The organism is Streptomyces sp. NPDC003011, assembly GCF_053591515.1.
The window spans coordinates 14,925-29,934 of the sequence record NZ_JBSFTY010000101.1 but is presented as its reverse complement, the minus strand read 5'-3'; the positions used below and the strand labels follow the sequence as shown (position 1 = coordinate 29,934).

Genomic DNA, 15,010 nt, shown 5'->3' with positions numbered 1-15,010 from the left:
GCGCCCCCGACGTCGTCGAGTACGGCAACACCGACACGGCCGGTTACGTGAAGGACGGCGGACTCGCCGACGTCACCGAGGAGTTCACGTCCTGGCACCGACGGCCTCGTCGGGCCGCACCACTTGTCGGGTGTACTGGCCAGCGCCGCTACCTGGACGAACGACTCGACGCAGTACGCAACACTCCGTGCCGCCACGCCGGATCAGATGACTGCGGCTGTGTGGGACGGCACCTGGCAACAGGGTGCCTCGGCCCTCGGCCTGGACGGCCTCGCCGAACGCGTCCACCCCCCGCTGATGACCTCGCTGGAAGAGCGCCTCCAGTCGCTGCGCCGACTGGACGATCAGACCGGCGGCGGCCCGCTGTCCCAACGGCAGGTCCGAAAGGCCCTCTCCGAAGTCGTCCTCATCCTGCGGGCCAGCAGGTACAACCCGGACATCCGCACCAGGCTGCTCCGCAACGCGGCCGGCCTGGCCCAGCTCGGAGGCTGGATGGCCTTCGACGGAAACCTCGCCGCAGCGGCCCAGCGCTACCAGCTGCTGGCCATCCGCTTCGCCCAGGCGGCAGGCGACCACGACAGCGTCTCCAACATCTTGGGCATGCTCGCCTACCAGCACGCTGCACACGGCCAGCCGGCAGAGGCCCTGCGCTTCGCGGCCAGTGCCGTCGCGCACTCCGCCCATAGACTTCCACTCGTACGGGCCCGGGCACTCGGACGCCTGGCGACAGCCCACGCAAGCGCCGGCGATGTCGACGGCTTCCGCCGTGCCGCCGACGAGTGTCAGGCACTGATCGCCCGGCGCACACCCGAAGATCCGCCCAGCCTGTACTACTTCACCGACGACCAACTCGCCGCCGAGTCCGGACACGCCCTGGTAGAACTCGCCGTCACGAACCCCCGCCACTCACGCACCCTGCTGACGGAAGCCTTCGACCTGCTCTCACCCCTGGTCAGCCAGGGATCCGACGGCGGCTACCAGCGTTCCGCCGTTCTCCACGGCATCCATCTCGCCCGCGCCCGTCTCCTCACCAAGGACTCCGAGGCGACCGCCCACGTCCTGAAGACCGTCGCCGGCCAAGTGACCGGCGTCCAGTCGCTTCGCTGCCGCGCGCTCCTGACCGACCTTCGCCGCCACGCCGGCCCGCGGCTGCGCTCCGGCGACCGCTCCGATGTCATCGCAGTCGTCGACCGGGCACTATCAGCGGTATGACGTCGCCCTCCAGCAGCCCTCAGCTCCCCGTCACATGGGCCATTGAGCCGGTCCCGTACGACACTCCGGCCGTCCAGCAGCTCCTGCGAGAGTTCCAGGCTGCCCAGACTGAGGTCTACGGGTATGCCGACGATCCCAATGACACACCGGCCGCGGACTACGACCCGCCCACCGGCCTGTTCCTCCTCGCTCGCGACGCCTCCCGCCGTCCCGTCGGCTGCGGCGGCTGGCGCCGCATCGACGCGACCACGGGCGAGATCAAACGCATGTACGTGCACCCGGACGCGCGCAGACATGCTCTCGGCAGACAGCTGCTGCACGAGCTGGAGGACCATGCGCGTCAGCTCGGTCTCACGCACATGCAGTTGGAGACCGGCGTGGCCAACACCGCGGCCCTCGCTCTCTACCGGTCGCAGGGCTACCGACCCATCGCCGCGTATCGTCTCGGCCGGGACCCGGCGGTAAACCGTGCGCTTCGCAAAGCCCTATGAGCGGTGAAGCTTGGGCCGTCGGCGAAGCCCAGCTACCCGATGCCGAGGGCCGGGCGTACCGAGGTGCCTAGGCCGGACCGGGGAGCTTGGCGAAGGCAGCGGCGAGCTGCCGGGCAGTCACCGGCTCCGACTCGGGGAGCCCGGCCTCAAGCCAGGCCTGCTTGGAGGCGACGGTGTCATCTTCCGCCGCCTTGACGAGGAAGTTCTTGGCGGAGTTCGAAGCGATCGGCTCACTCGCCTCCCCCAGGTCGGACAAGTGCACGGCGACGCGGGAGTTGTGCTGCTGATTCTTGGCCATCGGCTCGTTGAAGCGGTACACCCTGACGCGATGGCTGATCAAGGACCGGGCGTGCTCGATCATGACCTGCCCGGCGTCGGTGTCGCCGCGGTCGGTGCGGATCTGCTCGAATTCGTTGGAGGTGTTCAGCAGCGTGAGCACCCCGCGGGTACTCACCGCCTCGACACTCACTCCGATCACAACCGCAGTGAACTGACTGCTCCGGCTGGGATCAGTCAGGCGCTGAAGGCGGCTGTCCAGGGCGTCGCCCAGCGTGAAGAGTTCCATGGCCAGCGCCATGACCCGTTCCTTCCACTGGCCTTCCTGACCAGGGGGACACGGGCCGGCGGCCTGGGAAGCGGCGATGACGAGATCGAGACGGTTGGTCACTCGCCCATCATCGCCGATCCTTCAGGGCATCCGCGCGGACCTGTGCCCGGGGGAGCGAACCTGCTCCTCCCGGGCACAGTGGTCAATGGCGGTGGACGGGCTCCCCGGTGTCCTCGGGGAGTTCGAAGCCTGCGTCGTAGTCGACGCCGGACTCCGGGCCGACAAGATCGCCGGGCGTGGCGCCGGTGCAGTACGCGTCGAAGACCTCGGCAGCGGTGAGGGGAGACAGGCGACCGTGCAGGACTCGCCAGCCGCATACGCGCTCGTGGGCGTCAGATGCCGACGGGGTGGTGCGCATGAGAACTCCGCCCGGCCCGCCCATGGCGAGGGCGGCAGCAAGGATCGTGGTGAAGCGAACCGCCTCGATCGGCGTGGCGTCGGCGAGGACGTCGGCCGTCGCGTGCGTGACATTCAGCGAGGCGGCCAGGGGGTTGTTCTCGAAGAGGAATGAGCACACCAGACGGCTGCTGCACTGCGGCCCGGCCCCGTCGAGCAGGGCCGCCAGGAGATGCTTGGCTTTCTCAAGCGCGGCACTGCCGAGGTCGTGACCGCAGCGGGAGCAGGTGCCCAGGCTGAGCAACAGTCCAGAGGCGAAATCCCAGGTGGTTTGCTCGACCGCCCGCTCGGCGAGCGTGCCCATCAACTCACGGAGGTCCTGTCCCTCGTAGACGACGTGTGCGGAGGACGCGGCTTCAGTGGCCGTGAAGAGGGCGCGACTGAGAGGGTCGGCAGGATCTATGGAGCGCTGGCTGCAGAAGTCCGCGTAGTCGGTGGGGTCGAGGAGCACCGCGATGGTGTGCTGACCCTTGGCGGTGTGGCTGCGAAGGAGGGCTTCGACGTGGCGCAGGTAGGCGCCGTAGTCCTCGAGCGGGACCGCCGCAAGACGACGCATCGCGTGGAAGTCGACCGGGTCTCCGAGGACTCCGATGACCGCGGGAACATCGGCCGAGAGCGGGTTGGCGGCGCGCTCGTCATTGGGGATCGTCATAAAGGCCTCCGCTGAGACGTGGCACAGATGGGCTGGGGGCATGGAGCCGACTGGTCCGAAAGTGCGACGGGGCAGGCTCTCGCTGTCTGCTGGATCAATCCGCGCGCCTGGCGCTGGTGTTGGTGGGCGAGGAAGAACACCGGCCCACGACGTACTCCGGCGGGGAGGGGCGCGGGGGTACTTCTCCGCCGCGCCGCGCCAGCAGCATACCTATATTAAGTTGTCACGACAACCTGATATTCGGCAGTACTGACCCGCGTCACGTTGCAAGGCGGGCACGCCTCAACGGAGGTGGCGTTGGCGCCCTCGGTAGTGGCAGTGGCCGATTCTGGCTTCTCATCGGGGCGCAAATCGTGCTGGAACGCAATGGACTGCCACATGTTGCCTGGCCGCACTCACGCTGATCCTTCGCAAAGTGAGGGGCGCGCCTCGGTCCCTGAGGCGGTTCCTGGTCGCACGTCCGACACGAAGGAGTTCCCTCGTGATAACCCAGCGCCTCAAGCGCACCGTCCTGGCCACGACGATGGGTCTGGCTGTCGCTGCCGGTGGCCTTGCCACCGCCTCGACGGCGCAGGCGGCCGACACCGGACACACCAAGGTCAGCTGCAGCGCGGTCAAGATCCGCAAGGCCCCGTCGAAGACCGCCACGGTGGTGGGCATCGGCTACCGGGGCGACAGGGTCGCCTACGACCAGTGGGCGTACCGCAAGGTTGAGAGGCAGTGGTACACCCGCGGGACGGTCACGCGGCGGAGCGACGGCAAGAAGGTCCGCGGCTACATGGTCTACCAGTGTGCCAACCCCTACGGCACCAACCCCGCGCCCACGCCGCCCATCCCCAAGTAGCCCACGGCTAACCGGCCTTGTGTCCCGGCGGCACCGCGCCCCGGCCGGCTGCCCATCCGCGCCCAGCGCCGGACACGCGTCTCTCTTCCTCGGCAGGACGGCCGTGAGGCGGCCGTCTGCCTCACGGGCCACCGCCCCGCATGCCAGTGGCCACGCCCCGGCCGGGCGCGGACATCCGTCCCTTCTTCTCTTACGAAAGGTTGCTGCACGATGATCCGCAATCTCGCCGCCCGCACGGTTGCCCCCGCCGCCCTCGCCCTGGCGGCCGCTGCCACCCTGACCGTGACCTCCGCCCCCGCCGCGCACGCCGTGGGCGAGAACAGCAAGTGCACCGTCAACTGGTCGAACTTCGGCGCCACCGTGGCCAAGAACGGCTGGAACTACCGCACCGGTCCGTCCACCGCGTACGCCAGCCGCGGCTACCTGTACCGGGGCGACAAGCTGACCGTGCTGTGCAGCCGCGGCAGCTGGGACTACGCCCAGCTCTCCAAGCGCTCCAAGTCGGGCATCCCCAAGGGCACCAAGGGCTGGGTGCGCGACGACGGCCTCTACCAGCTGGGCGGCTGACCGGCCCGGCCCGCCACGCGTGTAGGTTCCCAGGACTCGTGGCCACTTCTCACGAACCGTGGCCAGTCGGCGGCCAGCGCTGAGACTTCGCAGGTCAGCGAGGCGCCCTCGGTGGCAAGGCCGAGGACTTGGACACAGCCGTGGGAATGAGCGGCTGGCCACGGCGTGAGACACCGCGAGAAGCCGCAGGTCACCGCCTCGCCGTAGGACATGAGCGACGAGAACCTACAACGCGGTGGTGTCGTACCCGACACGGCTACGACACCAGGCTCTGGAATCCGCTGGTGAGCCGCCTGCTGCGGCACCCGCTCTCCCACCCTCTCCCCGGCCACGGATGGCCAGCCAACCACCTTGTTCCCTGGAGGAAGCACCATGTCCGCCCTCAAGCGCACCGCCATCACCTTGCTCGCCGCCGCCGCTGTCACCGGCACCACGCTCGCCACCGCCGGAACGGCCTCCGCGGCCGGCTACTCCTGCAAGACCAGCAGCAGCAAGTCGTTTGACGACCCGTCGTATGGCGGGCCTGACAGCGACAACTGGGAGTTCGACGTCGAGCTGTGCGCCAAGCGGTCCGGCGGCTACATCTACACCACGGCCACGGTCTATTGGGACGGCCCCTACTCGTCCGGCACGAACAACAGCTTCACCTTCAACAAGGCGCGCTTCCACCTCGAGACCAAGAAGAGCGTGAGGGGCACGGATCCGGTCGTGAAGTCCGCGAACTACACCGGCCTGGAGCATGCGCTCGAGAACAGCAGCGCCGCAGGCAACGGTTCCTACGAGACGGGAACGCTCAAGTACCGGGCCACATCCGCGCGTTACCTCGCGGACGGCTACATACAGCTGGACTGGTCGGGCGACGGCAAGGACTACAAGGCCCCGATCCTGTTCACGGCTTCCCCCACCGTGTAGACGCCGCCCCGACTCGCGCAGCTGCTTCCGCACCGGCCCCCATCCCGTGTGGGAAGCGCCATCGCCGGGCCAGGAGCGCCGCGGCAGAGGAAGTGAACCGTATCCACCAGTCGATCACCAGCGGGCGCCGAGCGGTACGGCAACGCAATCGCTGGATGGGACCTACCACGCTGAGAGGGACTTCTGTGATCACCAGAACAAAGCGCCGCCTCGCGACCCTGACCGCCGCAGCGGCGCTGCTCGGCGGAGGCGCGGTGGTCGCCGCGCCGAGCGCCTCGGCCGTCGGCTCGTCGGCCTGCCGCTTCCACATCACCCCCGACCGTCACAAGGTGCTCATCGACGGGCTCAACTTCCGGACCGGCCCGGGGACGAACTACCTCGCCAAAGGGCTCCTCTACAAGGGCGACAAGTACCGCCCCAAGTGCGGTGTTCGCATAAACAACAAGGCCTGGAGCTACGTCAAGCTCACCCAGAGGTCCAGGAGCGGCCTGAAAGCGGGCACCTGGGGCTGGGTCCGGGCCGGCAACACGATCAGCCCGGCGTAGCCGCAGATACCGACTCCTTCAGCTTCCGCGTTTCCGCCCTCATCCCGTTGGGGCGCTACGCCTGTGTTCTCCCCGCACCGGCGTGGGCTGGCTGTTCACTCGCCGTTCTCAGCCCCACCCGCGGACAAGGGCACTCACACCCAACGTGAACCATTGGAGTAGCTGAATGCATCCACGCATCACCGCTGCCGCGACCCTGACTGCCGCATTCGTCGCCGCCGGCGCCCTGGTGGCGGCGCCCGCCTCGGCCGCCGCTGAGAACAACGTGCGGGACTACAACACCAGCGTATGGGGCTCCGCTGCGGTCAACCTGCGCACGGGCCCGAGCACCAACTACACGTCCAAGGGCCTGGTGGGCAGTGGCGATAAGATACGGGTCACCGCGACCAACACCGGTTCGTACTGCTACTGGTACAAGGTCAAGCTCCGGTCCACGAGCAGGCACGGTCTGCCGAAGAACACCGTCGGCTGGGTCAACTGGGTCTACGTCCAGAAGCTCGTGCCCAAGAACACGCAGGGCTGCTGACTGACGGTCGGGGCCCGATCCGTTGCGCCGTTGACCCCTAACCACTGATTCCCGGTCAGCAGATCCCCCGGCTGGTCGGGGGCGGCCGAGTGATGAGCCCTGGTCCGGCTCGATCGTGCGATTCCTCCACACCGCACCGCTCGGCCTGCCCGGGGTGCCGCCGCGCCCCGGCGGCACCCCGGCATCCCAACTCCTCAACAACTGCTGGAGCCGGGACATCTCCCGTAACGAGCTCGCTGCAGGTCGGCGGGCACGGCCCTGCACCGCCCCCACCGCGTGTCTCACACGACGCACTTCCCCCAAGCCGACCGCGGGCCACGGCTGCCCTGAACCTGATCCCCTGTGCCCCCATCAGGGCCCACAGACCAAGGATGTTGATCCGATGAAGAAGTCCCGCACGGTCCTCGCTGCCGGCGCAGTCACGGTGGCAGCGCTGGCCGGCACCCTCGCGAGCGCGCCGACCGCTGCGGCTGCCACGTCGTTGTGCGGCTCGAGCTACGGCTACGTAGGCAAGCACGCCCTGACCAAGGTCTCGGGGCGGGGCGGGCCGCGCACGGGCGGGTACGTCTACGTCTACTACAACGCCAAGACCAAGAAGAACTGCGCGATAACGAAGCCGGTTCCCGAACTGCGGGGCAACGCCTGGGGGCTGGGGGTGGGCCTGCACAGCCCCACCTACAAGGACGGCGAGTCCGACGGATACGCGCGCGGGCAGGTCTACACACGGTGGGCGGGACCGGTCTATGTGAAGTCACCACACGCCTGCATTACCGTGACGGGCGACCTGAACATGGGCACGCCGGGCCGCCTCCGTGCCCACTACGAGGTCGTGAAGCGGGGCGTCCACTGCGACTGACCACGACGCCAGCGCACTCCGGGAAGCTGGTGTCGGCGCCCCCTCCGGTCTGGACGGGGACTATTTGCATCCCCGTTGCACCGGCCCTCTCTGAGTCCTGTCTCTCACGGTTCAGCGTTCAGTAGTCGCGCTCGTCTCCGGCAGTGTCAATTGCGCAATGCGCCGCAGGATGCGGTCGCATTCACGACAGTCCGGCAGGCGGATATCACCGGAGGCCAGGGGAGGGAATTCCCGCAGATACCGAGCGCGACTTGGTGTGTAGCAGAGCGGATTATTCGCCGGACGGTAAATCCGTCCGACGCGGAGGTCTGCCAGCAGATAGATATGGTCCACGCCCTGGCGGTAGAACTCCAGGTGCCGAATGCTGGTGTAGTTGTGGCGGACTTCCGCAGCTACCGGAAGCTGGTCGCTGATGGCCTTCCAGTCAGCGGCCAGTTGCTCGCGGTAGCTTCGCTCGTCCACCCGAGAGGGGGACGGTGCGGGCTCGGCGGGGCGCCGCACGGGCGGCGTCGGCTCGGCCTCGGCCGCGATGTGCAGCAGGTAGCGCTCCGGCCAGGTGATGCTGCGTGGCCCGCCGTATGGGCGGCCGAGGACCGCACTGGCCCAGGCGAAGGAGTGCGGAACCTCCTGGTTGATGATGCGGGGGTCAGTGAACGGCCCCGCCTCGCGGCGGGCATGCCCGCGCAGCTCCTGTAACTGATCCTCCGTCAAAGCGGTGTCAGACATCGGCGTCCCCTTCCTGCGGCTCGCCCGGCTTGAAGAACTCCCACATTTCGACCAGCTCGGAGCCGTCGGGCCAGGTCCGGACCGAGCGCCGCTGCGCGAAGGCCCGGCCGGCCGGCCGGGCCTCGCCGATGACGCGGAGGAAGTGCGACAGGTCGCTGGTCTGCACGGGATTCGGGACCCCGGAGAGCTGGTAGTCCACTCGCTCCGTGTACCCCGCGTCGGGAAAGCCCGTGTCCGCCAGTTCGTCCAGGCCCAGCGCGCGCAGGCCGTCGACAATCCGCGCTCGGGGCGTCGGAGCCGCGATGGTGACCTCGTTCGGGACGACCCACTGCCCGCCCGGGTCGGGGGTTTGCGGCATGTAGTTCTCCGTTTCCGAATCGGTGGAGCGCAGTGGACCGTGACTACTCCTCAGCGCTACTCGTCGTTCGCGACTCGCGAATTGCCTGGAAGAAGATCGGGACGAGTTCTGTCGGCATTTGGTATCCGGCGACCTTGCCGAAACCGGGGCCGACGGGCCGGACGGGGATCTCCATTCCGTCGGGCCACCAGCCCTTTGTCACGCCCTTCTCGTAAACACTCTTGAGACCTCCGCTGTGGCCGCGCAGATTGGGTTCCCTTTCGGTACGGAGTGCATCCGCAGGGACGAATCCATCGCGTGCGACGGCCTCGACGAGGATGGTCCGGGCCCGGGGCCGAAGCGTCTCGACGTAGCGGCGGGCGCGGTCGGGGGTCCAGGAGGTGTCGATGGTGACGTGCGCCGCGTGCCGCGCGAGGAACTCGCGGAGGTCGTCGAGGAAGCCGGGAGTGGGGTCCGTGACGGAAAGGTGGATCTGCACGGGCGGCGCTCCGTTTCAATAGACGTGAGTAAACGTCATGAAGACCGGTCGACCGTAGCGCGCCCGGGGCTCGTCCACAAGACGTCTACCCAACGTCTGCTAGACGTGAGCGAATTCGAACAAGTGAATCACCTACCCTAACTGTCCTTAGGGTAGGTGATCTGCGCTAGAGTTCTGATCATGACTGGGACTGACTCGGACCTGTCGCCAGCCGCCGACTCGGGCGGCCGGCTCGGACGTCACGCCGTCGTGCTCGACGCCGCCGCAGTCGCCTCCACGCGACTGCAGCGCATCATTCAGATGCTTGACGCCATCGCGGCGCACATCGCCCCGCGACTGGACGCCGCCGCCGGCGCCATCGTCCGGCGCATCTACCCCCAACTGGCGGCCGCGGGCTCGGCCGTCGCCGACCACGGGGGAGCGCGGCCGGACTCCTGCCGCCGGGCCCCCGGCGGCCCGGGTGCCGTGGGCACTGTACCGGCCAACCCGGCCTGAGTAGCGGATCTTCGCCAGTCCAGCACCACCGAACGAGACCGAGAACCACATGAGCGCCGCCGACGGATGGACCGCCGAAGATCCGGCCGCCGGACTTCCCGCACCGACCCGCGAGGACGTCACCGAGCTGGCCGCCTACCTGCGCCGGCACCTCACGGCCGCAGCGGCCGAACGGGATGATGCTCCGTCAACCCACCTGGTGCTGCGCGCGGTTGGAGCGCTGCTGACACACCGCACCGGGTTCGCGCACGGTCTGGCCGCAGGCAGTCCCGACAGTGCCCTGCTGCACTCCACGGTGGCGCCGCTGTACGAACTCGCCGCCCAGTTTCCCGACTGCCCCCTGCACTGGAGGCGCAGGGCGGAGGAAGGAATGAGCGGAGGGCCACTGTGAACGCCGCGGCACCGCTCGCCACCACCGACGTGGTCGACGCCGAACTGGTCGACGCCCAGGACGCACTGGCGCCCGCCCTGCCGGACGCCGACGTCGACATCAACGACGTCCTGACCGACGAAGCCGTCGAGGACCTGGCCAACTCGGGCCGCGAACGCACCCGCGGCACCTATCAAGAGCGATTCAAGGCGTTCGCCACCTGGTGCGCGGCGCGCGGACGCACCCCCGGCCCGCCCACCACCGAGTCGAACCTCGTCTCCTACATCTCCCACCTCAAGCGGGCCGGGGTCGACTTCGGGACGATCCGCCTCACGATCGCCGCCGTCGTGCACATGAACGCCCGGGCCGGCCACACCAACTGGCCTCCCACGGACAAGGCCAAGGCGATCTATGCGGACGCCCGCCACGAACAGCGCGAGGCAGGCCGGAGCCCGAAGTCGGCCCCGCCGCTCGACATGGAACGGCGCCTGCAGATCCTTGAGGCATGCCCGGACGACCTGGCGGGCCTGCGCGACAGAGTGATCGCCCACCTCGGCTACTACTGCCGCGGCCGCCGGAGTGACCTGGCGAAGTTCCGGATCGCCTCGTTGGAGGAAGTCAGCGACAGCCTGCTGATCGTACGGAAGTGGACCAGCAAGAACGACAAGACCGACGAGGGCCGCGAGTACGAGATCGACGACGAGGAGGCGATCCACGACATTCTGACGTGGCGAGCCTTCCTGCGCGGCCGCGGGGAGGCGGACCCGCTCAAGCCGCTCCTGCGGCGGATCGACCAGTGGGGCAACCTCGGGCCGATCAGCGGCAAGGGCTGGGGCATGACACCGCACGCGATCAACGAGGCGACCAAGCGCATGGCCCAGCGCGCCGACCTGGACGTGAAGGACACAGCCACGTCGCACGGCTGGCGCGCCGGTGTCCCCGCCGACCTGGGCCGGCTCGGATACACCGCGGACGACATCAAGCACATCACCGGCGACTGGCGCAGCACCGACCAGGTGGAGAAGTACCGCAAGGTCGGGCGGCGCCGGGCCGGGCTGACGACCGACCAGAGCCGCCGGGCGCATGCCATCACGGAGCTGCAGACCCTCAAACCCGGGGCAGCGCCTGCCGGTTCGCAGGCCAGCCACGCACCCTCACAGCAGGGTTCCGATCAGGGCCGCTTCGCGCAGGGCGTCGACCACCAGCGGCATGTCGGCGGGGTCCACATCCCGGATGAAGCCCTGGCGCAAGTTGACCTCGAGGACACCGGCTAGTGACAGGGCAATCCGCAGGACCGCCAGGTCGGCGGGGGTGCCCACGGAGTCAAGGGCCCCCTCGCTGAGCTTCCCCGCGAGCAGGTCCCAGTCGACGGAGACCCGGTCCTCGTCTCCATACGCCAAGAGGGAGCCGAGGCCGGCTGTTTCGTTCTCCACAGTTCGGTCGCAGCACACGTGCAGCCAGAACCCGTTGCGGTGCCGACCCAGCAGGCGTGTGGCGGCGATGAGCTGCTCGCAACCCACATGACTTGTGAGGAAGGCGGCGAACCCCTCGCCCTCCCCGGGAGGGAAGGTCTCTGCGGACAGCAACACGGTGCCTCCCGGTGATCGGCGGAACTGACCCAAGGATCTGCCAGGACAGCAGGGGGATGCGCTCGGCACGCTGGGCATGACCCGATCGCAACCCGCTCTGCCGCACGGCTGGCCGACCGTTCCCCTGGACCGGCATCCGTCTGGGGCATCCCCGGACGCACCTGCGCAGGACTGCGGCGGCGGACCCGATGGCGCCGCGCGGGGGTCACGGTCAGGTCTGACGCGCGAGGTCGGCGCACAGTGCGTCGACTGCCGCATGGTCCACGTGCGCGACGGCAATCAGGTGCGCGCGGTCGCCCTCGCACGCCAGGTGCCAGCGCTCGACGACCTCCGGGCACGGCCGGGTGAACGACACGGTCAGAGAGTCTTTGGGGCGCCGCGGTGCGGCACCCACTTTCTCCAGTTGGTGGGCGGCGTACTCGGCGACAGCCAGGCAGCGGCGGACCCGCTCGCGCATCCCGTCGTGCCCCAGCCGACGCAATGCGGCCCACATCAACAGCACGGCCAGGCCCGAACGGGAGCAGCCCAGCGTCCGGTCGGTGGCACGTATGTACTCGGGGACTTCACGGTCGGCGGGCTCCGAGAGCAGGTCGCGCCGGGCGAGGAAGACCCCGGCCGGGGTCGGAAGCCCCAACACCTTGTGCCCGGAGACGGATATCGAATCCGCGCCGTCCGCGAACGACCATCGCGGCTGTGACGGAGCGTGGGCGGCGATCAGGCCTCCCAGGGCCGCATCCGCGTGGACGTACACGGTGCCGGCTGCGGCGGCGGCATCCCGTACCTCCTGGACGTCGTCGTAACCGCCGTGCATCGTGTTGCCCACCGTGGCCAGCACGATGGCTCCCGGCCGGCTGCCGCCTGGTGCGTGCAGCTTGCCGCGCAGGAAACCGCTGGCCGCCACGCGCAGGCGCAGTTCGTCCGGGTCCATCGTGCCGTCCTCCCGGCCGGGCACCAGGCACAGCCGCATTCCCAGCAGGCTGACCGCCTTCCGCACGCTGTGATGGGCGGCCTCGGAGGCGTAGACGAGCGCGTGCGGGAGCCGGTCGCGCGCGAGCAACAGCCCGCGCAGGTTGCCCTCTGATCCACCGGCCGTGACGTAGCCGTACACCTCGGCAGGATCGATGCGTGCCGTCTCCGCGAAGAACTCGACGATCGCCAGCTCGTGCTCCTTGGCGTGGATGGCGCTGGCATCCGCCGAGTCCGGATCGCCGACGTTGTTGACGAAGACACTCAGCAGCGGCCCCAGGGCGCTGAAGTCCCAGTCGAGGGAACCCGGGAAGCCCAGCACGCGGGGCTGCTCGCTGCGCAGTGCCGCCGCCCACCGCAGGAGCTGGTCGACGTCGCGCTGTGGGTCCGAGGAGCGTTGCCCGATGTAGAGCCGGGGGTCGGTCTCGACCCCTCGGCGTGCGGGCACGCCCGGGGAGGCGGGCTGGGGTGCGACTGCGGCATCGAGCGACATGGGACTCCTCGGGAAGACCGACCCCGTCCGGCCGGCCGGCGTGCGGTCGCCAGCACGCTAGCCACCCCTTGCCAGACCGCCGCAGGCCGTAATCCACCCCCTGGGGTCCTTATGTCCGCCAATGCCGGGTTGACCGTCGGTCAGGGCGGGTGCCGTGGCATCGACCTTCCAGGGCGCGGCCGGACGTTCATGGCGAAAGCGGCAGATCTCGTCGGCGGGGCTCAGCCGAGGCCCTCTCTACGGTGACCGCGCCCTGTCCGCCACCGTGTCTTTGCACGAGGGGAATTGACGATGAGTACCAGGCCGCCTACCGCGCCCTCCCCGGGCTTCCGCACCGACGATCCCTACCCGGCCTACCGCGAGGCGCGATCACGGTGCCCCGTCGTCCACGACCCGGAGCTCAACGCCTACGTCGTGACGAGGTACGCCGATGTCGCCGAAGTCCTTGCCGATCCGGCCTCCTACTCCTCGCTGCTGGCGGTCCCGATGTACGCGGACAACCCGCCCGCAGTGCGGGAGGCCCTGGGCGCCGACGTCCTGGAGGACCCAGGAACGTACATGGTCGTCGCCGACCCGCCGGACCACCGCCCGCTCAAGAGCCTGGGCAGCGCACTGATCAGCCGAGAGCGAGTGCAAAGGCTCAAGCCGTCCATTTCCGCGCGGGCGCAGCGGCTCGTCGACGCCTTCGAAGCCGACGGCAGGGCCGACCTGGTCAGCGCGTTCGCCGACCCTCTGGCGTACGGCACGCTGTGCGATCTCCTCGGCCTGCCCGAGGAGACCCGCGCCAGAACCCGGCGGCGGATCGACCTGGCACTCCATCTCATCGATCCCAGCGCGCCGGAGGAGACCAAGCTGCAGGCGGCCGCTGCGGTACGGCAGTGGTACACCGAGATACGAAAGCTGGTCGCGGCCAAGGCGGACCACCCCGGGGACGACCTGCTGTCCGACCTGGTGCTGACCGGCCATGCCTCGCAGGCATGGGCCTACGTGCAGAGCCTGCTCGGCGCGGGGATCTACACCACGCGTCACCTCATCGCCGGGATCGTCCATACCGTGTTGCAGCCCGAGCACCGATCCCACTGGGACAAGCTGGCCGCCAATCCGGCCCATGCACCGAACCTCGTGGAAGAGCACCTGCGCAGGGACGCCCCGCACCGTGGCCTGAGCCGCCTGACCACCCGCGCTGTACAACTTGGCGGGGCCACGATCCCGGCCGGTTCGCGGGTGCTCCCCTTGGTGGGATCCGCCAACCGAGACGAGGCGGTCTTCCCGGACCCCGACACCTTCGTCCCCGGCCGGAGCAACATCCGAAAGCACCTGGCGCTCGGCCGCGGCATCCACGTGTGCGTCGGAGCCCACCTGGCACGGACCGAGGCCGACGTGGCGCTCGGAATCCTCTCCAGCCGCCTGCCCAACGCGCAACTGGAACGCGGCTTCACCCCCAGCTACGTTCCCTCACCGTACTTCCGAGGCCTCCTGGAACTGCCGATCACCTGGTAGGGCGGCCCTAACGGCCTGCCAGCCCGGCACATACATCGCGATCCCTCCTAAGACAGTAAAAGTTGCCTGCGGGCCCTGCCGTCTCCCACCCCTACGGTGGCCGCATTCTGCAGCTGTGTCCCCGGGCTCTCCGGGGCTCCGATACCCACTGGAGGGGTCCATGAAGAAGCGCTTCCGGCGCGTGGCGAGCATCCTCGGGATGATCGCGGCCCTGGCCGCCGGCGCGGGCGCGCAGACCGCGCACGCGGCCACCGACAACGCCCACGCGACCGTCACACCCAGCACCATCGAGAGCGACCGCACCATCAAGCACGACGTGGTGCCGGTTCAGCGCTGATCGTCCGTACGACGCCGCCCCGGCGACCGCAACTGAGCTCCGGTCGCCGGGGCGCGCTCATGGAAAGGGAGGGATATGGGGACGCATCAC

At 69.0% G+C, this 15,010-nt stretch carries 20 protein-coding genes; 13 read left to right on the top strand and 7 right to left on the bottom strand.

The annotated features are described in order from the left end of the window. The first annotated feature begins 207 nt into the window (after positions 1-207). A complete protein-coding gene (locus ACWD0J_RS35645; RefSeq protein ID WP_451500012.1) occupies positions 208-1,212 on the top strand; it encodes a hypothetical protein in 1,005 nt (334 codons plus the stop codon). After that, on the top strand, positions 1,209-1,703 hold the full coding sequence (locus ACWD0J_RS35640; RefSeq protein ID WP_451500011.1) for a GNAT family N-acetyltransferase: 495 nt from the start codon (positions 1,209-1,211) through the stop codon (positions 1,701-1,703). The genes ACWD0J_RS35645 and ACWD0J_RS35640 overlap by 4 nt, the downstream gene beginning before the upstream one ends. A gap of 67 nt (positions 1,704-1,770) precedes the next feature. Here ACWD0J_RS35640 and ACWD0J_RS35635 read toward each other — a convergent pair whose 3' ends face one another. Together ACWD0J_RS35635 and ACWD0J_RS35630 are read right to left on the bottom strand one after the other, a co-directional pair. Next, the gene (locus ACWD0J_RS35635) at positions 1,771-2,370 is read right to left on the bottom strand and encodes a hypothetical protein (protein ID WP_451500010.1); all 600 of its coding nucleotides are present in this window, start codon (positions 2,368-2,370) and stop codon (positions 1,771-1,773) included. A gap of 82 nt (positions 2,371-2,452) precedes the next feature. After that, complete coding sequence (locus ACWD0J_RS35630) at positions 2,453-3,358, bottom strand: hypothetical protein (RefSeq protein WP_451500009.1); 906 nt, start codon at positions 3,356-3,358, stop codon at positions 2,453-2,455. Between the two features lie 481 nt (positions 3,359-3,839). On the opposite strand from ACWD0J_RS35630, the gene ACWD0J_RS35625 reads away from it, so the two are divergent. The 6 genes from ACWD0J_RS35625 to ACWD0J_RS35600 all read left to right on the top strand — a co-directional run bounded on the left by ACWD0J_RS35625 (position 3,840) and on the right by ACWD0J_RS35600 (position 7,608). Continuing rightward, the gene (locus ACWD0J_RS35625) at positions 3,840-4,202 is read left to right on the top strand and encodes a hypothetical protein (protein ID WP_451500008.1); all 363 of its coding nucleotides are present in this window, start codon (positions 3,840-3,842) and stop codon (positions 4,200-4,202) included. A gap of 210 nt (positions 4,203-4,412) precedes the next feature. Then, on the top strand, positions 4,413-4,769 hold the full coding sequence (locus ACWD0J_RS35620; protein WP_451500007.1) for an SH3 domain-containing protein: 357 nt from the start codon (positions 4,413-4,415) through the stop codon (positions 4,767-4,769). A 372-nt stretch (positions 4,770-5,141) separates the two neighbouring features. Further along, complete coding sequence (locus ACWD0J_RS35615) at positions 5,142-5,681, top strand: hypothetical protein (RefSeq protein WP_451500006.1); 540 nt, start codon at positions 5,142-5,144, stop codon at positions 5,679-5,681. A 185-nt stretch (positions 5,682-5,866) separates the two neighbouring features. Beyond that, complete coding sequence (locus tag ACWD0J_RS35610; RefSeq protein WP_451500005.1) at positions 5,867-6,226, top strand: hypothetical protein; 360 nt, start codon at positions 5,867-5,869, stop codon at positions 6,224-6,226. A 166-nt stretch (positions 6,227-6,392) separates the two neighbouring features. After that, a complete protein-coding gene (locus tag ACWD0J_RS35605) occupies positions 6,393-6,752 on the top strand; it encodes an SH3 domain-containing protein (RefSeq protein ID WP_451500004.1) in 360 nt (119 codons plus the stop codon). A 382-nt stretch (positions 6,753-7,134) separates the two neighbouring features. Beyond that, on the top strand, positions 7,135-7,608 hold the full coding sequence (locus tag ACWD0J_RS35600; RefSeq protein WP_451500003.1) for a hypothetical protein: 474 nt from the start codon (positions 7,135-7,137) through the stop codon (positions 7,606-7,608). A 111-nt stretch (positions 7,609-7,719) separates the two neighbouring features. Here ACWD0J_RS35600 and ACWD0J_RS35595 read toward each other — a convergent pair whose 3' ends face one another. From ACWD0J_RS35595 to ACWD0J_RS35585, 3 genes are read right to left on the bottom strand one after another with little or no spacing between them, the layout of a single operon-like run. After that, the gene (locus ACWD0J_RS35595) at positions 7,720-8,334 is read right to left on the bottom strand and encodes a hypothetical protein (protein ID WP_451500002.1); all 615 of its coding nucleotides are present in this window, start codon (positions 8,332-8,334) and stop codon (positions 7,720-7,722) included. Continuing rightward, positions 8,327-8,692, bottom strand: coding sequence for a hypothetical protein (locus ACWD0J_RS35590; RefSeq protein WP_451500001.1), 366 nt, complete (start codon positions 8,690-8,692; stop codon positions 8,327-8,329). Before ACWD0J_RS35590 ends, ACWD0J_RS35595 begins: the two co-directional genes overlap by 8 nt. A 43-nt stretch (positions 8,693-8,735) precedes the next feature. Beyond that, positions 8,736-9,170, bottom strand: a complete 435-nt coding sequence (locus tag ACWD0J_RS35585; RefSeq protein ID WP_451500000.1) for a hypothetical protein — start codon at positions 9,168-9,170, stop codon at positions 8,736-8,738. Between the two features lie 180 nt (positions 9,171-9,350). Between ACWD0J_RS35585 and ACWD0J_RS35580 the strand changes: the two genes are divergently transcribed. From ACWD0J_RS35580 to ACWD0J_RS35570, 3 genes are read left to right on the top strand one after another with little or no spacing between them, the layout of a single operon-like run. Next, positions 9,351-9,665, top strand: a complete 315-nt coding sequence (locus tag ACWD0J_RS35580) for a hypothetical protein (protein WP_451499999.1) — start codon at positions 9,351-9,353, stop codon at positions 9,663-9,665. Positions 9,666-9,714: 49 nt separating this feature from the next. After that, complete coding sequence (locus ACWD0J_RS35575) at positions 9,715-10,056, top strand: hypothetical protein (protein WP_451499998.1); 342 nt, start codon at positions 9,715-9,717, stop codon at positions 10,054-10,056. Then, positions 10,053-11,309, top strand: coding sequence for a hypothetical protein (locus ACWD0J_RS35570; RefSeq protein WP_451499997.1), 1,257 nt, complete (start codon positions 10,053-10,055; stop codon positions 11,307-11,309). The genes ACWD0J_RS35575 and ACWD0J_RS35570 overlap by 4 nt, the downstream gene beginning before the upstream one ends. On the opposite strand, the gene ACWD0J_RS35565 is transcribed toward ACWD0J_RS35570, so the two are convergent. Then, complete coding sequence (locus tag ACWD0J_RS35565) at positions 11,190-11,624, bottom strand: hypothetical protein (protein WP_451499996.1); 435 nt, start codon at positions 11,622-11,624, stop codon at positions 11,190-11,192. The two genes, ACWD0J_RS35570 and ACWD0J_RS35565, sit on opposite strands and share 120 nt — an antisense overlap. Positions 11,625-11,835: 211 nt before the next feature. After that, positions 11,836-13,083: a pyridoxal-dependent decarboxylase gene (locus ACWD0J_RS35560; RefSeq protein WP_451499995.1), complete on the bottom strand. Its 1,248-nt coding sequence runs from the start codon at positions 13,081-13,083 to the stop codon at positions 11,836-11,838. Between the two features lie 291 nt (positions 13,084-13,374). On the opposite strand from ACWD0J_RS35560, the gene ACWD0J_RS35555 reads away from it, so the two are divergent. Together ACWD0J_RS35555 and ACWD0J_RS35550 are read left to right on the top strand one after the other, a co-directional pair. Continuing rightward, positions 13,375-14,583: a cytochrome P450 gene (locus ACWD0J_RS35555; RefSeq protein WP_451499994.1), complete on the top strand. Its 1,209-nt coding sequence runs from the start codon at positions 13,375-13,377 to the stop codon at positions 14,581-14,583. A 160-nt stretch (positions 14,584-14,743) separates the two neighbouring features. Further along, positions 14,744-14,920 carry a hypothetical protein gene (locus ACWD0J_RS35550; RefSeq protein WP_451499993.1) on the top strand — a complete coding sequence of 59 codons (177 nt, stop codon included), beginning with the start codon at positions 14,744-14,746 and terminating at the stop codon, positions 14,918-14,920. The last annotated feature ends 90 nt before the right edge of the window (positions 14,921-15,010 follow it).